Source organism: Veillonella dispar (assembly GCF_937975875.1).
In the GTDB taxonomy this organism is placed as follows: Bacteria; Bacillota; Negativicutes; order Veillonellales; family Veillonellaceae; genus Veillonella; species Veillonella dispar_B.
Map to the genome: position 1 here is coordinate 1 of NZ_CALJSP010000177.1, position 18,049 is coordinate 18,049.

19 protein-coding genes and 1 tRNA gene are annotated in these 18,049 nt (G+C 40.2%); 3 read left to right on the top strand and 17 right to left on the bottom strand.

The window, feature by feature from the left end; all coding sequences use genetic code 11:
- Positions 1 to 787 (bottom strand): hydantoinase/carbamoylase family amidase (locus Q7P05_RS08745; RefSeq protein WP_303931686.1); only part of this gene is annotated, 787 nt, incomplete at its 3' end.
- Positions 788 to 964: 177 nt separating this feature from the next.
- On the bottom strand, positions 965 to 2,260 hold the full coding sequence (locus tag Q7P05_RS08750) for an amidohydrolase (protein WP_105089608.1): 1,296 nt from the start codon (positions 2,258 to 2,260) through the stop codon (positions 965 to 967).
- 135 nt (positions 2,261 to 2,395) lie between these two features.
- On the opposite strand from Q7P05_RS08750, the gene Q7P05_RS08755 reads away from it, so the two are divergent.
- Complete coding sequence (locus Q7P05_RS08755) at positions 2,396 to 2,584, top strand: hypothetical protein (RefSeq protein WP_060925036.1); 189 nt, start codon at positions 2,396 to 2,398, stop codon at positions 2,582 to 2,584.
- A gap of 41 nt (positions 2,585 to 2,625) precedes the next feature.
- Entirely contained in the window at positions 2,626 to 2,841 is a 216-nt protein-coding gene (locus tag Q7P05_RS08760; RefSeq protein ID WP_231723957.1) for a Fic family protein, read from the top strand.
- 52 nt (positions 2,842 to 2,893) lie between these two features.
- On the opposite strand, the gene Q7P05_RS08765 is transcribed toward Q7P05_RS08760, so the two are convergent.
- From Q7P05_RS08765 to queF, 15 genes are all read right to left on the bottom strand, one after another.
- Positions 2,894 to 3,835, bottom strand: coding sequence for a DMT family transporter (locus Q7P05_RS08765; RefSeq protein ID WP_303931689.1), 942 nt, complete (start codon positions 3,833 to 3,835; stop codon positions 2,894 to 2,896).
- Between the two features lie 88 nt (positions 3,836 to 3,923).
- A complete protein-coding gene (locus tag Q7P05_RS08770) occupies positions 3,924 to 4,817 on the bottom strand; it encodes a DMT family transporter (RefSeq protein ID WP_295824774.1) in 894 nt (297 codons plus the stop codon).
- A gap of 4 nt (positions 4,818 to 4,821) precedes the next feature.
- Positions 4,822 to 5,298: a YhcH/YjgK/YiaL family protein gene (locus tag Q7P05_RS08775; protein WP_295824777.1), complete on the bottom strand. Its 477-nt coding sequence runs from the start codon at positions 5,296 to 5,298 to the stop codon at positions 4,822 to 4,824.
- Positions 5,299 to 5,604: 306 nt separating this feature from the next.
- Positions 5,605 to 7,671: an elongation factor G gene (gene fusA, locus Q7P05_RS08780; protein ID WP_303931692.1), complete on the bottom strand. Its 2,067-nt coding sequence runs from the start codon at positions 7,669 to 7,671 to the stop codon at positions 5,605 to 5,607.
- A 134-nt stretch (positions 7,672 to 7,805) separates the two neighbouring features.
- Complete coding sequence (locus Q7P05_RS08785; protein ID WP_303931694.1) at positions 7,806 to 8,471, bottom strand: hypothetical protein; 666 nt, start codon at positions 8,469 to 8,471, stop codon at positions 7,806 to 7,808.
- 37 nt (positions 8,472 to 8,508) lie between these two features.
- Complete coding sequence (hydE, locus tag Q7P05_RS08790) at positions 8,509 to 9,627, bottom strand: [FeFe] hydrogenase H-cluster radical SAM maturase HydE (protein ID WP_303931696.1); 1,119 nt, start codon at positions 9,625 to 9,627, stop codon at positions 8,509 to 8,511.
- A gap of 4 nt (positions 9,628 to 9,631) precedes the next feature.
- Positions 9,632 to 10,378 carry a YaaA family protein gene (locus Q7P05_RS08795; protein WP_303931698.1) on the bottom strand — a complete coding sequence of 249 codons (747 nt, stop codon included), beginning with the start codon at positions 10,376 to 10,378 and terminating at the stop codon, positions 9,632 to 9,634.
- Positions 10,356 to 10,958, bottom strand: a complete 603-nt coding sequence (locus Q7P05_RS08800; RefSeq protein ID WP_213467535.1) for a hypothetical protein — start codon at positions 10,956 to 10,958, stop codon at positions 10,356 to 10,358. The genes Q7P05_RS08795 and Q7P05_RS08800 overlap by 23 nt, the downstream gene beginning before the upstream one ends.
- A gap of 297 nt (positions 10,959 to 11,255) precedes the next feature.
- The gene (locus tag Q7P05_RS08805) at positions 11,256 to 12,518 is read right to left on the bottom strand and encodes an Nramp family divalent metal transporter (protein WP_295826115.1); all 1,263 of its coding nucleotides are present in this window, start codon (positions 12,516 to 12,518) and stop codon (positions 11,256 to 11,258) included.
- Positions 12,519 to 12,537: 19 nt separating this feature from the next.
- The gene (locus tag Q7P05_RS08810; RefSeq protein ID WP_295826113.1) at positions 12,538 to 13,290 is read right to left on the bottom strand and encodes a hypothetical protein; all 753 of its coding nucleotides are present in this window, start codon (positions 13,288 to 13,290) and stop codon (positions 12,538 to 12,540) included.
- A 203-nt stretch (positions 13,291 to 13,493) separates the two neighbouring features.
- Positions 13,494 to 13,584 (bottom strand) — tRNA-Ser (locus Q7P05_RS08815).
- Positions 13,585 to 13,739: 155 nt separating this feature from the next.
- Positions 13,740 to 14,348, bottom strand: coding sequence for a serine O-acetyltransferase EpsC (epsC, locus tag Q7P05_RS08820; protein ID WP_303931699.1), 609 nt, complete (start codon positions 14,346 to 14,348; stop codon positions 13,740 to 13,742).
- A 102-nt stretch (positions 14,349 to 14,450) separates the two neighbouring features.
- Positions 14,451 to 15,365: a cysteine synthase A gene (gene cysK, locus Q7P05_RS08825; RefSeq protein ID WP_303931700.1), complete on the bottom strand. Its 915-nt coding sequence runs from the start codon at positions 15,363 to 15,365 to the stop codon at positions 14,451 to 14,453.
- 213 nt (positions 15,366 to 15,578) lie between these two features.
- A complete protein-coding gene (locus Q7P05_RS08830) occupies positions 15,579 to 16,391 on the bottom strand; it encodes a hypothetical protein (protein WP_303931702.1) in 813 nt (270 codons plus the stop codon).
- A gap of 49 nt (positions 16,392 to 16,440) precedes the next feature.
- The gene (gene queF, locus Q7P05_RS08835; protein ID WP_024066478.1) at positions 16,441 to 16,938 is read right to left on the bottom strand and encodes a preQ(1) synthase; all 498 of its coding nucleotides are present in this window, start codon (positions 16,936 to 16,938) and stop codon (positions 16,441 to 16,443) included.
- A 300-nt stretch (positions 16,939 to 17,238) separates the two neighbouring features.
- Here queF and Q7P05_RS08840 point away from each other — a divergent pair, with 300 nt between their 5' ends.
- Positions 17,239 to 17,985 (top strand): copper amine oxidase N-terminal domain-containing protein, encoded by a 747-nt coding sequence (locus Q7P05_RS08840; RefSeq protein ID WP_295805306.1) that lies wholly within the window; start codon positions 17,239 to 17,241, stop codon positions 17,983 to 17,985.
- The last annotated feature ends 64 nt before the right edge of the window (positions 17,986 to 18,049 follow it).

Below are 18,049 nucleotides of genomic sequence, written 5' to 3' on the forward strand. Positions count from 1 at the left end.
CTGTGCCAACTACTGGAGGCTCCTCTTGCATAGCGGCGATTTCCTCGATGCCAAGGATAATTTTAGACGCCCCACAGAGCGCATCATGGCGCAAGTTCATCGGTGTAGCACCGCTATGATCGGCATTACCACGAATGGTTACATAGAACCGTTCTGGTGCGGCAATACCAGTTACAACGCCGATAGGTTTCGCTTCGTGCTCTAACACCTTACCTTGTTCGATATGAATTTCTGTGAAAGACTTTACAGGTCTCTTATATTCCATATGCTCAATAGCATCTGGATTTAAATTACGCTCTTTCAATGCATCATACAAGGAAATGCCTTGTTTATCTACTAAGCGATGTAAATCTTGTAATGTCAATTCACCGCGCATAGCTTTACTACCCAATGTGGCTGCTCCAAAGCGGCTAGACTCTTCACACATAAAGTCTACTACTGCAATGGTATGGTCATGTTCAAAACCATCATCAATCATACTGCGAACCGCTTCGATAGCAGATAATACACCCACAACACCATCATAATTGCCCCCATCAGGCACGCTGTCCGTATGAGAACCAACCATGACTACTGGTAATTCTGGATTCTTACCAAGCTTATAGCCAATGACATTGCCAAATCCATCCGTTTCAACAGTTAGTCCCGCATCAATCATGCGATCTATAATATATTGGCGACCTGCCCAGTCTGCATCGGTAAAAGCAAGACGATGAATGCCTTCACCAGGTCCAGTAAACTGTGACATAGCTTCAAAATCGTTAGCTAAACGCTCTCGTTGAATCATATAACACCTCACAATCGAATACATCAATTACTGATAAATTATATGGTATCAATTGAATATCATACATATTGGCAACTGTATACCATATCCATTCTACTAGTACTACAGAATAGCTATGATCTATATCATAGATATATCGAATCACTATTTAGAAATTAATCTATCAGTCAATAATTCTTATTTTAAATAGTGAGTTGCAATAGTACCTAATGCAACAATACCATTTAGCATATCTTCTTCGTCGATATCGAATAATGGATTATGATGAGGTGCTTTAATAGCTGAGCCCAATACCATATAGGTTGCTCGACCACCACGATCAATAACACGGTTTAAGAAATAGGCACAGTCTTCACTGCCACCGCCGCTATAATCGAATGGAACTTCTTTAAAGATACCTAATGGTTCAATGATAGATTGTACTTCGCGAGCTAAATCATCGCTAATACGTCCTGCAGGAGTTTCACCTTGTTTTGTAATTTCAAAGGTGCAATCATGCATTTCTGCAGCACCTTTAATAATCGTTTTAGTACGTTCAATCATGTAATCATTGATTTCTGTAGTAGCACCACGAGTTTCTAATTTAAGTGTCGCTACATCAGGAGTAACATTGCGACCTGTACCACTTTCAAAAACGCCTACATTCATACGAGATGCGCCCCCACTATGGCGAGCAATGGCTTGTAAGTTAATAACGGCTGTACAGCCTGCAAGCATAGCATTTTGTGCTTTTTCTGGAGAGCCTCCAGCATGAGCAGAATAACCGCGGAACACCGCATCAAGTTTTGTTGTCGCTAAGAAACCATGGTCGCTACACGCAAAACAATTGGATAGATTTTCATTAAATCCAATATGCATGCCGAACATCAAGTCAACATCATCTACTACGCCAGCCTCTACCATCGCTTTAGCACCACGTACGCCTTCCTCTGCTGGTTGGAAGATTAGTTTAATAGTACCCTTCAAGCCATCCTTATGTGTAGCAATATATTCAGCAAGGCCAAGGCCCATTGTCATATGTGTATCATGACCACAAGCATGCATAGCCTTCTCATGGCGGGAACGGAAACCATTCTTAGCAGGAATATGGTTAGATGCTTTAGATTCGATTACATCATTGGAATCCATATCTGCACGGAACGCTACTACAGGACCATCATCACTAAACTTCATAGTTGCCACAATAGCTGTTTTACCATAGCCCATCTTCTCTACTAGTTCAGGATCAGCACCTTCATCCATAGCACGAGCCATTGCTGCTTTCATAACATCCTCGCTAGGCAAGCCCATACGAGAATCTAAATCAAGCACTTCTGCACCGAGTGCCACATCATAACCCAAAGCAATTAGCTTTTCAGCTACTTTAGCGGCAGAACGATATTCGAGCCAAGCTGGCTCTGGATACATATGAAAATCTCGACGCATAGCGATAAAATCATCGCGGCGTTGTTGTACGAAATCTTTTACAGACATAGGAACCTCCTAAAAATTAATTAGTACTTATATATTAACTATATGAATAGATAAGTAAATAGTCAACCAAATAGGTCATGTATACAATATAAAGAGACTAGCTATGATATAATAATAGTAACAAAGAAGGTGCCTATGACATTAAATGTTAATAAAGAAAAACTCACCATTTTAGATGTACAATTTGATAATTATGAGGACTTTGATGCAGTTTGGTATGCCGTAGGTTCATCTATGATTGAAGACTTCACTCCTACAACTGAATCAGTTCTAGAATTAAAAAATTATGTTACAAACAGAAGGAAGGAACTACAAATTGGCTAAGAACCAATACAAAAGAAAGTATAATTAAGAACTTAGCTAAAATCTTAGATTGCCTAAATTTCTTTCATCCATTTAGGGAAGGTAATGGTCGCACACAACGTGAAGTTATTCGAGTATTAGCATTATCAAAGGGGTATAAAGCTCAAATTCGTGTTTCTGAAGATGATACTGTATATAATACCTATATGGACGGAACCGTACATGGCGACTTACAGAAACTAGAACTATTATTTGAAAAAATATTAGAAAAAATATAATATTTGATTACAAAAAACACATATACCTCATGGTATATGTGTTTTCGTTTGTTTATTTCATTTCTACTTTATTCAGTTTTTCTAGTACTTCTCGTTTAATTTGACGGTATCGATCCCAGGCGATAATGAATACGGTTGCAATGATGCAAATCATGCCAAAAATACCGACCAGCGTAAAATGATTCCCTAGCAATACCCATCCAAAGATCGCTGCTGAGATTGGTTCTAATGATGAAAGTATAGAGCCTTGTATAGCACCAATGAGTCTAACCCCTTCCATATAAGCATTAAAGGATACGACTGTACCAAGTATGATGATGGCGAATAGTCCTAACCAGGTCATGCCATCCCAGAGGGCTTCCGATTCTACTTGTTGAAACATAGCTAAAGATAAAATACCACAGATAAACATGGCAAAGCCCACAATGGATGTGGTGCCATATTTCTTTAATAGCTCAATAGGTTGCAATGTATATACACAGATACTAGCTGCCGATACAAGCCCCCAGAATAAAGCAAGCACATTAAAGTTCGAAACATCTAGCCCTTCTTGCATGACGATACAGAGTGTTCCCACCAAGGCTAATACAATACAGAAAAACTCTGGTATAGATGGCTTTTTAAAGTATCTCAAAAACAAATAGATAATGATCAGCGTAGGCGCAACATATTGAAGGACCGTAGCAATACCGACGCCTGAAATGGCAATGGCCTTGAAGTATGAGTACTGAGATAAAGCAATACCTAAAATACCAAATACTAATAATTCCCCTATATCCTTAGGTTCTGTAAAGATAGAGAAAATACGCTTACCATCCCTTATATAAGCAAGTCCTATCGTCAATATACCTGCTATGAGCAAACGCGCTTCTAGTAGCCACTCCACATTGATATGCTTTGCATTTTCTAGGAATTGTACAGATGTGCCTGAAAGCCCCCAAAATAGAGCACCTAAAATGGCAAGGGCCATACCTTTCCATTGTTTTTTCTCCATACAACCTCCTATCACAACTACTTTCACATTATGTATAATCATAACAAAGAGGCCTCTAAACCGCAATATTCAGCAAAGAGACCTCAAACTATGTACGTTTTTCTAGAGCAATTATAATAACTGTAGCAATGATCATGGCCATGCCAATTAGCCCTAATGCACTAAATTGGTTGCCTAACAAAGCCCATCCAAAGAAAGCTGCCGAAATCGGTTCAATAGATGACAGGATTGATCCTGGCACTGCACCTATTCTCTTAACACCTTCTAAATAAGCATTAAAGGATACAATTGTCCCCAAAAAGACAACATTGAAACAGCCAATAACAGTCCATACATCCCACATAGCATACGAATTTGGCTGATGAAATAAAATAGCAGCAACAATACCACTGAGAAGCATACCGAATCCTACAATCGGCAAGGTTCCATATTTATATAGTAAATCTACGGGAGAAACACTATATACAGCGACCCCTACAGCAGATAGAAGTCCCCATACAAGCACGGCCAGTGGGAATCGCTCCATAGAAAAGCCATCATTCCCCATCAAACAAATCGTACCTACCAAGGCCAGTATAACGGAAATAATTTCCCCTTTAGAGGGCCTTTTACCATAACGGGCAAGCATATAAATAATAATCATTGATGGCGCCAAGTATTGAAGCACCGTCGCAATACCGGCCCCAGCTAAAGCAATGGATTTAAAGTATGTATATTGGCATAAAGCCATGCCAAATACGCCAAAAACGATAAGCCCTACCGTATCTTTCAAACTACGAAAGACATGGAAGATAGAATTGCCATATTTAAACCATGCATAGATAACAGTCAATAGTCCTGCTGTAATTAATCGCATGGTGACAAGCCATTCCAAGTTCATATTCCTAAAGTTACTTAAGAACTGTACTGAAGTACCTGATACGCCCCATAAAACAGCTCCTAATAGGGTTAGTAAGACACCTATAATTTCATATCGCTTCATAGGATTACTCGTCTAAGAGGTCTACATGTACTTTTACAACAACCTTGCGAATTTTAATAGGCTTATCATTAACAGCTAATAGTGGTCTATGGATATCAGATGGGAAGAATACTGTATAATACCCTTCTGGACAGTGGATGTGTCCTTCATCAACAGCTTCATTAGGATAGAAATAGCAATCACGATCTGGATAAGACTCCACAGGCTTTACGAGACCTTTATCTACAAAAAAGCCCATATTTTCTTCCCCATCTACCATGAATTGAATATCTACATAGTTGCGATGAGACTCAGGTTTTGTAGTTTCAAACAGCTTGGTTTCCACATCGTCTACATTGGCATACATCATGTCACCTTCAATGGCATGACGGCCGCCTGGCAATGCTTTCAAATCTGTATTTTTTAAGAAATCTAAAGCTCGTACGATGGCTTTAGGATAACCCATTTTTGTATAATCTGCAGTAATGCTAGAAAAAAACATATGCGATCCTTTCCCGATATCTGGAAATAACACCCGATATATAAGCAATTTTATTACCTTTAATGTTAGCACATATATACATAAAGGACTAGCCATTATACGCTCTATATAAGGCACATATATAGTAAAGTATATATAGTAAAAGCCCTCCATACGCTACATATATGGAGGGCTTCTGTAAAATACTATTCAAATTTATGACTTACGTCAATTGTTATGCTATTAAGTTGTTACGATATGCAATTATCTATTCAGTTGTAGTGATTCTAACTGTATTTGATACAGTACGTGGACATGTTCTTAACTTTATTCTTGAGTCTTACGAGCAGCGATAATTTCTTCCGCTTGCTTATGTGGAACCTCTTCATAAGTATAGAACTGACGGTTAAATACGCCTTGTCCTTGAGTGATGGAGCGCAATGCAGTTACATAGTCGGCCATTTCAGCCAATGGTACTTGTGCTTTAACAACAGAAATACCTGTTCTTTCACTTTGTTCCATGCCTAATACACGACCTCGACGGCTATTCAAATCACCCATGATGTCGCCCATGAAAGCATCTGGTGCAAACACGTTAACTTCATAGATTGGTTCTAATAGGACTGGTTTCGCCTTAGGAATTACATCCTTGATAGCTTGTGACGTAGCTACTTTAAATGCTAACTCTGAGGAGTCTACGCTATGGTAAGATCCATCCAAGAGTGTCACTTGCACGCCAATCATAGGATATCCCGCAATTAAGCCTTTATCTAGGGTTTCTTTGGCACCCTTTTCCACTGCTGGTATGTATTGTTTAGGTACAGCACCACCAAAGATTTTGTCTACGAATGCAAATTCGCTTCCATCGTATAATGGGTCCACTTGAATCTTAACGTGACCATATTGACCATGACCGCCACTTTGTTTCTTATATTTAGACTCGGTTTCAGCGGAGCCTTTAATTGTTTCGCGGTATGGAATATATGGAGTCACAAGTTTAGCTTGTACGCCATATTTACGATCCATTTTGTTGAGGATATGCTCGAGATGAACCTCGCCCATACAATCGATTTGTAGTTGACGGGCCTCAGCATTTTTCACTACTACGCAAGTAGGATCTTCTTCTGCTACTTTTAGAACAGCACCAGCTAATTTTTCCTCCTCACCTTTTTTCACAGGTTCTAATGCCACTGTGTATAGAGGTTGAGGGAAACGGATAGCGTCGTATGTCACTTTAAAGTCAGGAGCAGTTAATGTATCGCCAGTCTTAGCATTTGCCAATTTCGGTATCACTACGATATCGCCAGCTTTAGCTGAGGATACAGGGATTTGTTGCTTCCCAATAAGGGTAACCATCTTGCCCCATTTTTCTTCTACACCTTGGTTTACATCATAAAGGCGATCGCCTTCTTTTAGTTCACCAGAGAAGATACGTACAAAGCTTTGTTTGCCTGCGAATGGGTCTAACAATGTTTTAAATACGAATGCAGTTAAAGGTTTATCTACATGTACTACACATTGTTCGCCGGTTTCCGCATCAGTTGCGGTCATCACTTTTTTAGTTGCATCCGGCATGTAACGAATCATACGATCCAATACTTGATCTAAGCCAATACGAGATGTGGCACTGCCACACATGATTGGGCACACACGGCCACTAATCATCCCTTCACGCAAGCCTTGGCGAATTTCCTCTAAGGATAATTCTTCGCCTTCTAAATATTTTTCCAACAATTCATCACTACCTTCAGCCGCGGCTTCTACGGTCATTTCCCGAATTTCTTGAGCCTTTTCGATAAGGTGAGCTGGTACAGCAATCTCTGTTGGTTGGCCGTCCTTGTAAGTAAACGCAGTCATTTTTGCTACGTCTACGACGCCTTCAAAGTTGGCGCCTTCACCGATAGGAATCTGCAATGGCATAATGCCCTTACCAAATAATTCCCGCATTCTTTCAATAGTACCGAAGAAATCGGCACCATCCACATCCATTTTATTGATAAATGCCATGCGTGGCATTTGTAATTCAACTGCATAATCCCATGCGCGAACTGTGTCAGTTTCTACACCAGATGTGGCGGATAGTACCATCAACATACCATCGCACGCACGCAAAGCGGCACGAACTTCACCATGGAATTCATTATAGCCTGGAGTATCTACGAAGTTAACCTTATGGTCATGCCATTCACATGGAGCCATGCCCAATTGGATTGTTACGTTACGTTTAATTTCTTCAGGTTCAAAGTCCATAATATGTTTATTGTCTTGGCCTTTACCTACGAAATCAACCGCACCAGAGGTTAACAACAAAGATTCGACAAGAGCTGTTTTACCCGCACCATCGTGGGAAACAACAGCAACATTTCTAATTTTATCACTACTGTACTCTTTCATCGGAATCGCCTCCTTAATGGCAAATTACGGCTTTTGCTAATACATTTCGACACCCAAATAGAAAAGTCCTCTTTTTCCGAAAAAATTTATCAAAAAAAGAGGACTCTTTATTAATATTAATTTATATATGAGTATTATCTACCCACTAAAGAGGCACAACCACTAAGAAGTGCCATGAAGATTGCCCAGATAAGAACAAAAATAATGGACGTAATGATACAGGCAATGAAAACTTTCATTTTAGTAAGCATGACCTGTCTTGCCATAAGTTCTAAGGATACCCAGATAGAAATAATAATTAATGCCACGGTTCCTACAAAATATACGAAACCAGCAATAGCACTACTATCGAATACAAGACCTAATAGTCCCATTACGATCAAGACTATCGTATATCCAATACTAAATAATAGTACTTCATACCCTTGTAGATACCAACTAACTTTCATAATAGCTTGTACATTGTCGGTACCACCCATTTTAGTAATAACCCAGTTATATACATAAGAACCGATGGCAACCATTACAAAGGACCAACCGATACTGATGAGCCATGCAAAAACAAATATAAAACTTGCACCAATACCGATTAAATAGGTTAAACCAGTAAATTCATTATGAGGGAGAAATGGAATTAACATAGTCCCAAATAAAGCCAATATAATATATGGAATAGCCCACAAGAATACAGTGCCCCAGAAACCTTTTTTCAATGTACCAGACTGTACAACTTGATCAATACCGCCTTTAAAAGGACTCGCAAATAACCGCCAAAAATCAGAATACCATTTTGTCTCCATAATACAACCTCATATACAAACTGAAACTCTCTAAAAACTAAAACTCTCCCGTACGTTTACCATAATGTTTGGAGTCACCATTTTGCTTCCAGCCTACGGTATCACCGATGGACATTACGCGGCGCGTTAAGCAGTCTTTACATTTGTCTGCATTATCATCTACGCAAGGTTTGTTATCGTACAGCAAGTATTTTGCACGGTGTTCAGGAATGGTAATGATAGGCATCAAAATATTAGCACCCGCAGCAAGGCCTTTTTCACGGCCTAGTTTATCAAGCGCTTGTAGCGCTGTTGTGGCAGCAATATTTACGTCTTTCAAGAATAAACGTGTCAACGCAATCATCTTTAGGCCCAATTGAATGCGGCGCAATTTACCTGATTCGTCATCGATTCCCATCGCCAATGCCTCTTGGCCTAACGGCGTATCATGATGTACCACATACGGCCCCATGCCGATCATATCGATATCCATATCGCGATAGAACAAGATATCATTTACAAGGTCTTCTTCCGTTTGACCAGGCAAACCAATCATGACGCCTGTACCTACTTGGAAACCTACGCGGCGCAAGCTACGTAAGCATTCAACGCGCGTTTCAAAGGAGTGTAGTTCATCTTGAGGATGAATTTTATGATATAGCTCTTTATTTGTTGTTTCAATGCGCAATAAGTAGCGACTAGCACCGGCTTCACGCATGCGGCGGTACGCCTCTTCGCTTTGTTCCCCTACGCACATCGTAATGCCAAGGGAACCATCGCCAATGGCTTTAATATCGCGAATTAAATCCACCACATAATCCACAAAGGCATCATCACAACGTTCTCCAGATTGGAGCGTAATAGAACCATATTCATGGTCGTACGCCCACTGTGCCATCTTGATGATATCTTCACGGTTCATATCAAAGCGTTCCATCTTGTCATTTTCACGACGGATACCGCAGTAATTACAGTTTTTGATGCATCGGTTCGAGAACTCGATGAGGCCACGATAGTACGCTACAGGCTTTACATATTTCGCCTTCACTTCGTAAGCCTTTTTATATATTAACTGCAACTGTTCTTCATCAGTTACAGACATGAGAAATCTTAGCTCATCCTCTGTTAGCCATTCATCGCCAACGAGGTCTTTTGCGAGAATGTCTTGCACTTGCAAACAATCACTTCCTTTCATAACGAACCGTCATCGATTCGCTTGGTATGGTAATGGATTCAATATCTGTAACGCAGACAAATCCATTAATTTCACGCGGCAAATCCCGTACATGCTTCACTTGCTCCGTCAAACATGCATGAGCCATCATGCCACGACTCATTTTAGAGGACGTACTCATCTGTTTAAACGTGTCGCCTCGCAATTCCCAAAACTCAACGGTTACCACCTTTGGATGGTTCACCATTTTTGCATATTCTTTAGACGCTAGATTTAGGATCCAATCTTCCTTGTGAAAGTATGCATCCACCGTTTCGCGCCACGTATCGTATAAATTAATGCCTACCTTATCAACCATATCTAGTCGATAGTCTCTAACGCCCATCGTAGGTTCTACGACGCCGTACAAGGCAGACATCACAACAAGATGGCTTTCACCAAAGGCCTTAGCCTCATTAGATAGGTTGCCCCAGTCTAAATATTTGAAAGCAATGCCATCGTAGCTTTCGCAAGCAAGCCCTACAGGATGGGACTCAAAATCTTGATAGAAATCAAAGAGCGCTTGCGCTTTATCATCCTTTAATTTTAAAGCCTTGCCAAGGGCCTTCACGTCGAGAGATTGCACATGTTTTACAATGTCTTGTGTAATGTGCGGTTGAAATTGACCGTCTAAGACTGCAGGATTGACTGCCCCGTCGTTGATAGTAGCAGGGGTAATCGTTTTAGTCTTACTAGGAGAGAGGACGATTTTCATGGGATAACTCCGCCTTGATAGTTTCCTCTGTCAAATTGTCGATCAACTCAGGATTCCACAACATGAGAGGCACAGCCACTACGTGGCTAGCTTTCATTTCTTTACATAAATTAATGCATTCTTTGAGGTAATCGGAATCTTCATCTACAAGATCGCATACGATCACAACGTGGCGGCCTTTTAGATTAACACCTTCATAGTCGATACTTCCAGCAGATACGGTAAGCATACCTGTTTCCAAACGACCTTCGCTCATGTCGTTCAAGCGAGACATCAACACATGCTCAAGCATAGTGGATACAGGTGTCACTACGCGGCCAATGCCGATAAGAGCTTCAGGTTGTGCATGAACGATAACAGTTTTCTTGCGTTTATCTGTTCTAAAATCAACGAGAGCTTTTTCTAAAGCACCAAAGAACACGAATAATTGCCAAGGATCAAAAGAACCTGTTTGGAACATGTCGATAACAGAACCATCCTCATCCATATTTAGGCGCGTTAATAATTCCTCTGCAATGTCGTTTACAACAACACTGAAATCAGATTGCATTGCATCTTGTACTTTTACTTCGTCTGCCATTAGGTCCTCCTAATTTCTATCTATTACACTGATGAGGGAATTCTCCCTACAGATTTATGCTATCTTTAATTGTAACATATTTTATAGCCCACATGGGTATTCTTGGATACGCTTTTTACATAATCAATATACATAACCGAATATGAAAAAAAGACCGCTACCGCGGTCTTTTTCTCTATCATTATTAGCTTTACATTATGAGCTAACGATTCGATTGTTTTCTAAGCCTTACTACTAGTCTACTAGCTTCATGCAAATATGAGATTGTGTATTATACACCTACTATACGCTCGTATATTATGCGCCTACATAGAGTAGGTAGATGTTCATAACGGTTACCACAATACCAATGCCCCATAATAGTACATTCGTATATGTATGGTTCGCATATTGCCCCATCACCTTGCGGCTACTTGTCATATAAAGCTGCAAGAAGATAGTTATCGGCAATTGCAAGCTCAAGAACATTTGGGAAATCAACAAGGCTTGGAATGAATCAGTAACGAATACAATCAAAAGCAATGCTGGAATATAGGTTAATGCCAAGCCTAATCTTGTATGGAAGTCTTTCATATCGTAAGACTCACCAAACATACCGGCAAAGATACTCGCCCCTGCCATACCTGCCGTAGCAGATGATGCAAAGCCCGCAAAGAGCAATGCGATAGCAAAGATTGTACCTGCTGCCGGACCAATGAGAGGTCGTAACAACTCCTCAGCCTGTTCAAGCTCCGTTACTTCAATGCCATGAGCAAAGAACACTGCCGCCGCCAATAAGATCATGGCAGAGTTAATCATCCAGCCAATACCCATAGATAATAGAGTGTCTAGAAATTCATAACGCAATTGGCGCTTCATTACAGAAGGATCTTGCGTGTTGAACTGGCGACTTTGGATGATTTCTGAGTGCAAGAACAAATTGTGAGGCATAATAACAGCCCCTAAGATACTCAAAATAACGAGCATCGATCCATTAGGAACCTTAGGGTCTACCCAACCAATACCAGCTGCCGCCCAATCTACATTGACCATGTTGACCTCTACGAGGTACGCCAACGCAATGAGGGATACGAATCCTGCAATGATACGCTCTAGCTTCCGATAAGAGTTTGTTATGAGCATAATGGTACAGATAACAGCCGTCAAAACACTGCCTATCAAAAGAGGAATGCCAAATAGCATTTTCAATGCGATGGCTGCGCCGATAAACTCAGCTAGTGCAGTCGCTGCCGCTGCAATGCCCGCCGTACTCAATACGAACCTGGACACGTAACGCGGCAAGAATTCATAAGCACATTCGGATAAACATTGTCCTCGTACAATGCCTAAGTGGGCCACGTTATGTTGCAATAAAATAAGCATAATCGTAGATAGCGTAACTACCCACAACAGTTCATAGCCATAACTAGCACCAGCAGCTAGATTGGCCGCCCAGTTGCCAGGGTCGATGAACCCAACTGTGACAATGATGCCAGGCCCTATATATTTAAAGACCTCGCTCACCTGTTGCTTACCGTTTTGGTGGACGGTAAACAGCTGTTTCTTTAAAAAATCAATCATTATAACTCCTTAAATAGGGTTATAGAGTGAAAGTCATCTCCGTTTGCATACGAGCATCGGTTTTAGATTTTGTATCCTTACCACCTGTATAACGGATGCGCACATTATTATTTACTTTAACGCGAGAGTCATCAATTTTGAATTTCTTCATCTTTTCTTTGATTTGTTCATCAGTTAACGCGCGCTCTTCTGGTTTTGCCACTTCGTCATTAGCTGCATCTAAAGCCTCTTGTTGAGATTTAGATACTTGGTATGTCTTACCAGATTTCTTAGCCTTTTCAGCACGTTTTTCATCTAATTTTTGACGACGCTCTCGGGTAACCTTCTTATCGCGAGCAATACGATAATCCATTACATCACGCATATTTTCTTGGTAAATACGCAATGCATATTGGCGATCGTTATCGTTCATTTGCTCCCGTTTTGTTACGACTTCGTCGATAAGAGGCATGAGCTCATCCTTTGTATAGCTTGTATTGCCATCAAAGACAAAACCATGTGTATCTGTAATAGCACCGTGCTTAACTAGTGTTTGTAATGCTGTATACGTCCAATCATTTGGCGTAATCACACCTGTACTCACGTGATGTTGTGCTTTGCTAGAACTACTAACAGTCTCTACATCGGCACTCACACCATCTACCATAGGACGTGCGCTTGGAATAGCAATGCTTTCAGCATGCGCGAAACCAACAGAGGCAACGAGACATAATGCACCGATGCCAACAGCGCGACGAAGTAAATGTATGTGACGTGTATATTTTGTATTCATAAGAGTCTCCTTAAAATTACATTTGATACAATCTATTATATAAAACCCCTTATCATACGTCAACTCTATAACCTTACACACCTGTATAAATCAATATTTACAAGACCTCAGGCTCACTTGAGCCCTTACACCTTTAGGTCCATCCCCAGTAAATACCACAATAAACAAAAAGACCTCACATCGCGTGATGTGAGGTCTCAGCATGGCGGAGGATTAGGGATTCGAACCCTAGCGACGGTAACCCGCCCTAACGATTTAGCAAACCGTCCTCTTCAGCCTCTTGAGTAATCCTCCATGCTTTACTGGGTAATCATATCATACCCAATAAGGCATTGTCAATCGTATTATTTCAACATAGATTCGATGAACTCAAAAACCTCTAACTACTAGTTTAACTAATAGTTAGAGGTTCTATCCTTCTATATTATATGCGGTTTTATTACACTATATTAAATATAGTATTCTATGTAATCATCAGGAATTTTCTTTTCCTCTGCCTGGCCATTATTAGTACGACGAGGTTTACGGACATACATATTTTCTGGATCTGTTTCAAAGATAACCATATCTTTAGGGATATCGTGTTTGATAACGAGGTTACAACCAATTTTAGTGCGTGCCCCAATAGTAATATCACCTAAGATTTTCGTACCTGTACCGATGAGCACTTCGTCTTCGATGGTCGGATGGCGTTTTACCTTTTTAGAGGACATGCCACCTAACGTCACTTGGTGGAACAAGGTCACATTATCCCCTACGATTGCCGTTTCACCGATAACGACACCCATGCCATGGTCGATAAATAAACCACGACCGATGGTAGCACCTGGATGGATTTCAATGCCGGTTACGTGACGAGAATGAAGTGCTACACGACGAGCCAAGGTTGGCCATCCCACCTTATAGAGGCGATGCGCAAAGAAATGCCAGAACAAGGCTGTAATATGCGGGTATGTCCAAATGACCATCCACACATTTGTTGCTGCCGGGTCAGAATCCATTACGCGTTTAATATTATATTGAATTTTGCCCCATAATTCGCGCAAACCTTGCATCATAGTGACTCCATCTCAAATAACTCTACTCATATATAATATATAGTATACAACATATGTGGTATGTATTCCTATACATAAGATGCTTTATCTATGCGAAATCCGTTACTTTACATATTCATTATTGGCAAAGTTCAAAAGGGATAAATATTTTTCTACCCCATCCGGCGCAATCACCACAATATTAGCCTTTGGCTCTTCACGAGCAATACGCTTTGCCGCAACGATAGCCGCCCCTGAGGAAAGGCCAATAGAAACACCACTTTCACGCATAAAGGTTTGCACTTCACTGAAAGCCTCTTCATCGCTTACAGTTTGTACACCGTCCATCAAGCTTTGATCAAAGTTTTCAGGAATAAAGCCTGCCCCAATGCCTTGAATTTTGTGAGGACCGCCCTTGCCTTCCGTAATGGCTGGAGAACCTGTTGGCTCTACGGCGATGGCCTTTAAGTTAGGATTATGTTCTTTCAACCGTTTTGCAACGCCTGTGAAAGTCCCCCCAGTACCGATACCAGCTATGAAAACATCTACATTTGGCACTTGTTCTACAATTTCAGCACCAGTTGTACGATAATGCATATCTGGGTTTGCAGGGTTTACAAATTGTCCCAATGTGAAAGCATTTGGATATTTATCTAAAATTTCATTAGCTCGTTCAAGAGCACCTCTCATACCCGTTTCTTTCGGCGTTAAGATGAGCTGCGCACCATAGGCCTTAATAAGCTCACGACGTTCTTTACTCATGCTTTCAGGCATAATAATAACAGTTTTAATATGCAAGATAGCGCCCACCATGGCAAGAGCAATGCCTGTGTTACCGCTTGTAGCTTCAACGATAATGCTATCTTCGTGAAGGCGTCCTTTTTCTTTAGCATCTTGCAACATGCCAAGTACAGCACGGTCTTTCACAGAACCGCCTACATTATATTTTTCAAGTTTTACATAGATATTGGTATTTGGTAATTGATATACCGGAGTTTTACCAATCAATTTAGTTGTTTGATTTGTGACTATGCTCATCTGATCCTCCTTTTGGCGATAGATGATAAAAATCGTCCTCAGGAACATCCCAAGGACGATATGATTTTCACCTTGTTATTCTCTATACACTGGATATAACCATTTGTGTATTCCCATAAATACATTCATACTCTATCACCTGCATCTATGCATTGTCAAGAGAATGAAAACCGCTTTTAAAACCCTAAAAATACAGGAAATAACTAGGTTTATTTATAATTTTGTCAGTGTGTCTACCACCACACCCCAGGTAATAGGCACCATAATGATAGCTAGCGCAAGCCCAATAAAGATGACTGCCCCTAGTATAACGGTAAGCCGCGGAACGATGGCTATAACAGTACTATTCGCTACATTATAAGCCTTGTCTATGTCATAGTGCAGTGCTACATAGCCCCATAGAAATCCTGCTATCAGATATGTCGCTACATAAGTGTCTAGTATGATATGCGTTGATACCATCAATTCAACATGCATTAAACGATTGATGACTGGTGAAAGTAACACATTAGTGAGTATAGCTATAAGCTTGAACCATATAAGACATATAATATAAGGCCACATAGTTCTCATGGTCATCCGCAACATATAAAGCAGACCAACTATACCTGAACCCAACGTGCCCTTTGTATGTGCCATATACTGTTCCATCCAAGACGGCTGTTCTTTGCCTTGATGCAGTTGATCATAGTGAAATGATAAATTTCTTTCACCGTGCGCTAAATCAACGAGGCCTAACACTTGTAATAATACTAAAACAAAGACGAAAACAACGCCTATTTGGAAGCTTTCACTAAAGAATAGAGCCATCGGGTCAAATATTAGCTCACTCAAAGACGATAAATTACCATACACATCATAAAATGCAGCGTATATGCCATTTGTTATGAGTACATCCACGATAAATAGGGTCAATATAAAAATAAGATACCCATTCCACCGAGTCCATCTGCTAAGATGTGACAACTGTGTATGCTCCCCTACGATTATGGATGCAGGGTGAATAGACAAGATCACACCGATCATAAAAAACATTATGAACGATGTGCCCATTGTTATATATTCATATACCATATTAACGGTATGCTACGCGTTCAGGCTGCATGTCGTGGAAATGAAGGCGTTCTTTTGCCGTCTTTTCCCACTCTGTACCAGGCTTGCCGTAGTTTGCGTATGGATCGATGGACAAACCACCGCGCGGCGTAAACTTGCCCCATACCTCGATGTACTTAGGGTCCATCAACTTGATGAGGTCTTTCATGATGATATTGATGCAATCTTCGTGGAAATCCCCATGGTTACGGAAACTAAATAGGTACAATTTCAAAGACTTGGACTCAACCATTTTCTTATGTGGTACATAAGAAATGTAGATTGTGGCAAAGTCTGGTTGACCTGTCATAGGACACAAGCTAGTGAACTCAGGACAATTAAACTTAACAAAGTAATCATTATCAGGGTGCTTATTATCAAACGCCTCTAACACCTGTGGTGCATAATCAGTTGGGTAATCGGTCTTGTGACCTAACATCGTTACCCCTTGTAACTCTTTTTCAGATCTGCCGGATGCCATAAGGAACCTCTTTCTATACATTCTAGAACTCTATAATTAAATATATTAAATAATTCATGTAATACTTAATTATAGCATATAAAAGAATACACCACTTATAGAGATAAACGATTTCAGACTATAGTTAAATAACCAGTTCATCCTATGTCTCTGAATAAACTATCCTATCCCCATAATCTAGTTCAATTATATTGCGCTCACATATAGATTGTATAAAATTAAAATTTATAATAAAATATTCATATACATTTGGTAATGTTAGTTTATTCAGAACGATATAATACCTTATGGAGGTCACTTATGAAATTAAAACAACTTATTTTATCTAGCATCGCTGTAGGTGCATTAGCTTTCACATTTGGCACAGTACAACCTGCACAGGCGGCTATTGGCATGGAGAATCCAGGTCCAGCTATGAACCTTGAAAAACCGGCATCTGTTACAACTGCTCATCATATCAATGTAGATGGTAAAGTGGTTGAACCTATCAACGGTCAACAAAATGTAATCTATGTAGATGGTCAGCCACTCGTAGCATTACGCCAAGTATCTGAAGCTTTAGGCTATAAGGTGGCATGGGATGAGCCTACTAAAACAGCATTAGTGGACATGAACATTGCTACACTGGCAATCCAACCAGATTCTGCAGAAGTTGTCCGTCATGGTAAATTAAAAATCATTAACCTTGATACTTCCGAATCCTTCTTGCCTGCAGCTCGCAAGGTAGATGGTACTATCTTTGTAAAACCACAAGTATTCAAATTATTATTGAACGATGTAAAAATTACAAAGGATGAAATCTTCATCGCCCCTCAACGTGCACAATTAGCATCTACTACAAACACAGAGGTATCTCACAAGAATGAACTCAACACATTCTTGCCACCATCTCAAAATGATGTAAAGAAAAAAGAAGATCCAAAGGCTACAGAAAAACCTCTTATTAAAATTAAGAAATCCTTAGCTAAAGATACTGTAACTACAGATGATCAAGCTCAATCTACAGACAAATCTGAATACCAACGTGCTAACGGATTAGATCGATAACCGAAATTACGCTTCACAGACTGTTGTTTCTGTAGATGCGAAACAGATTATCAATGAAGGTTAC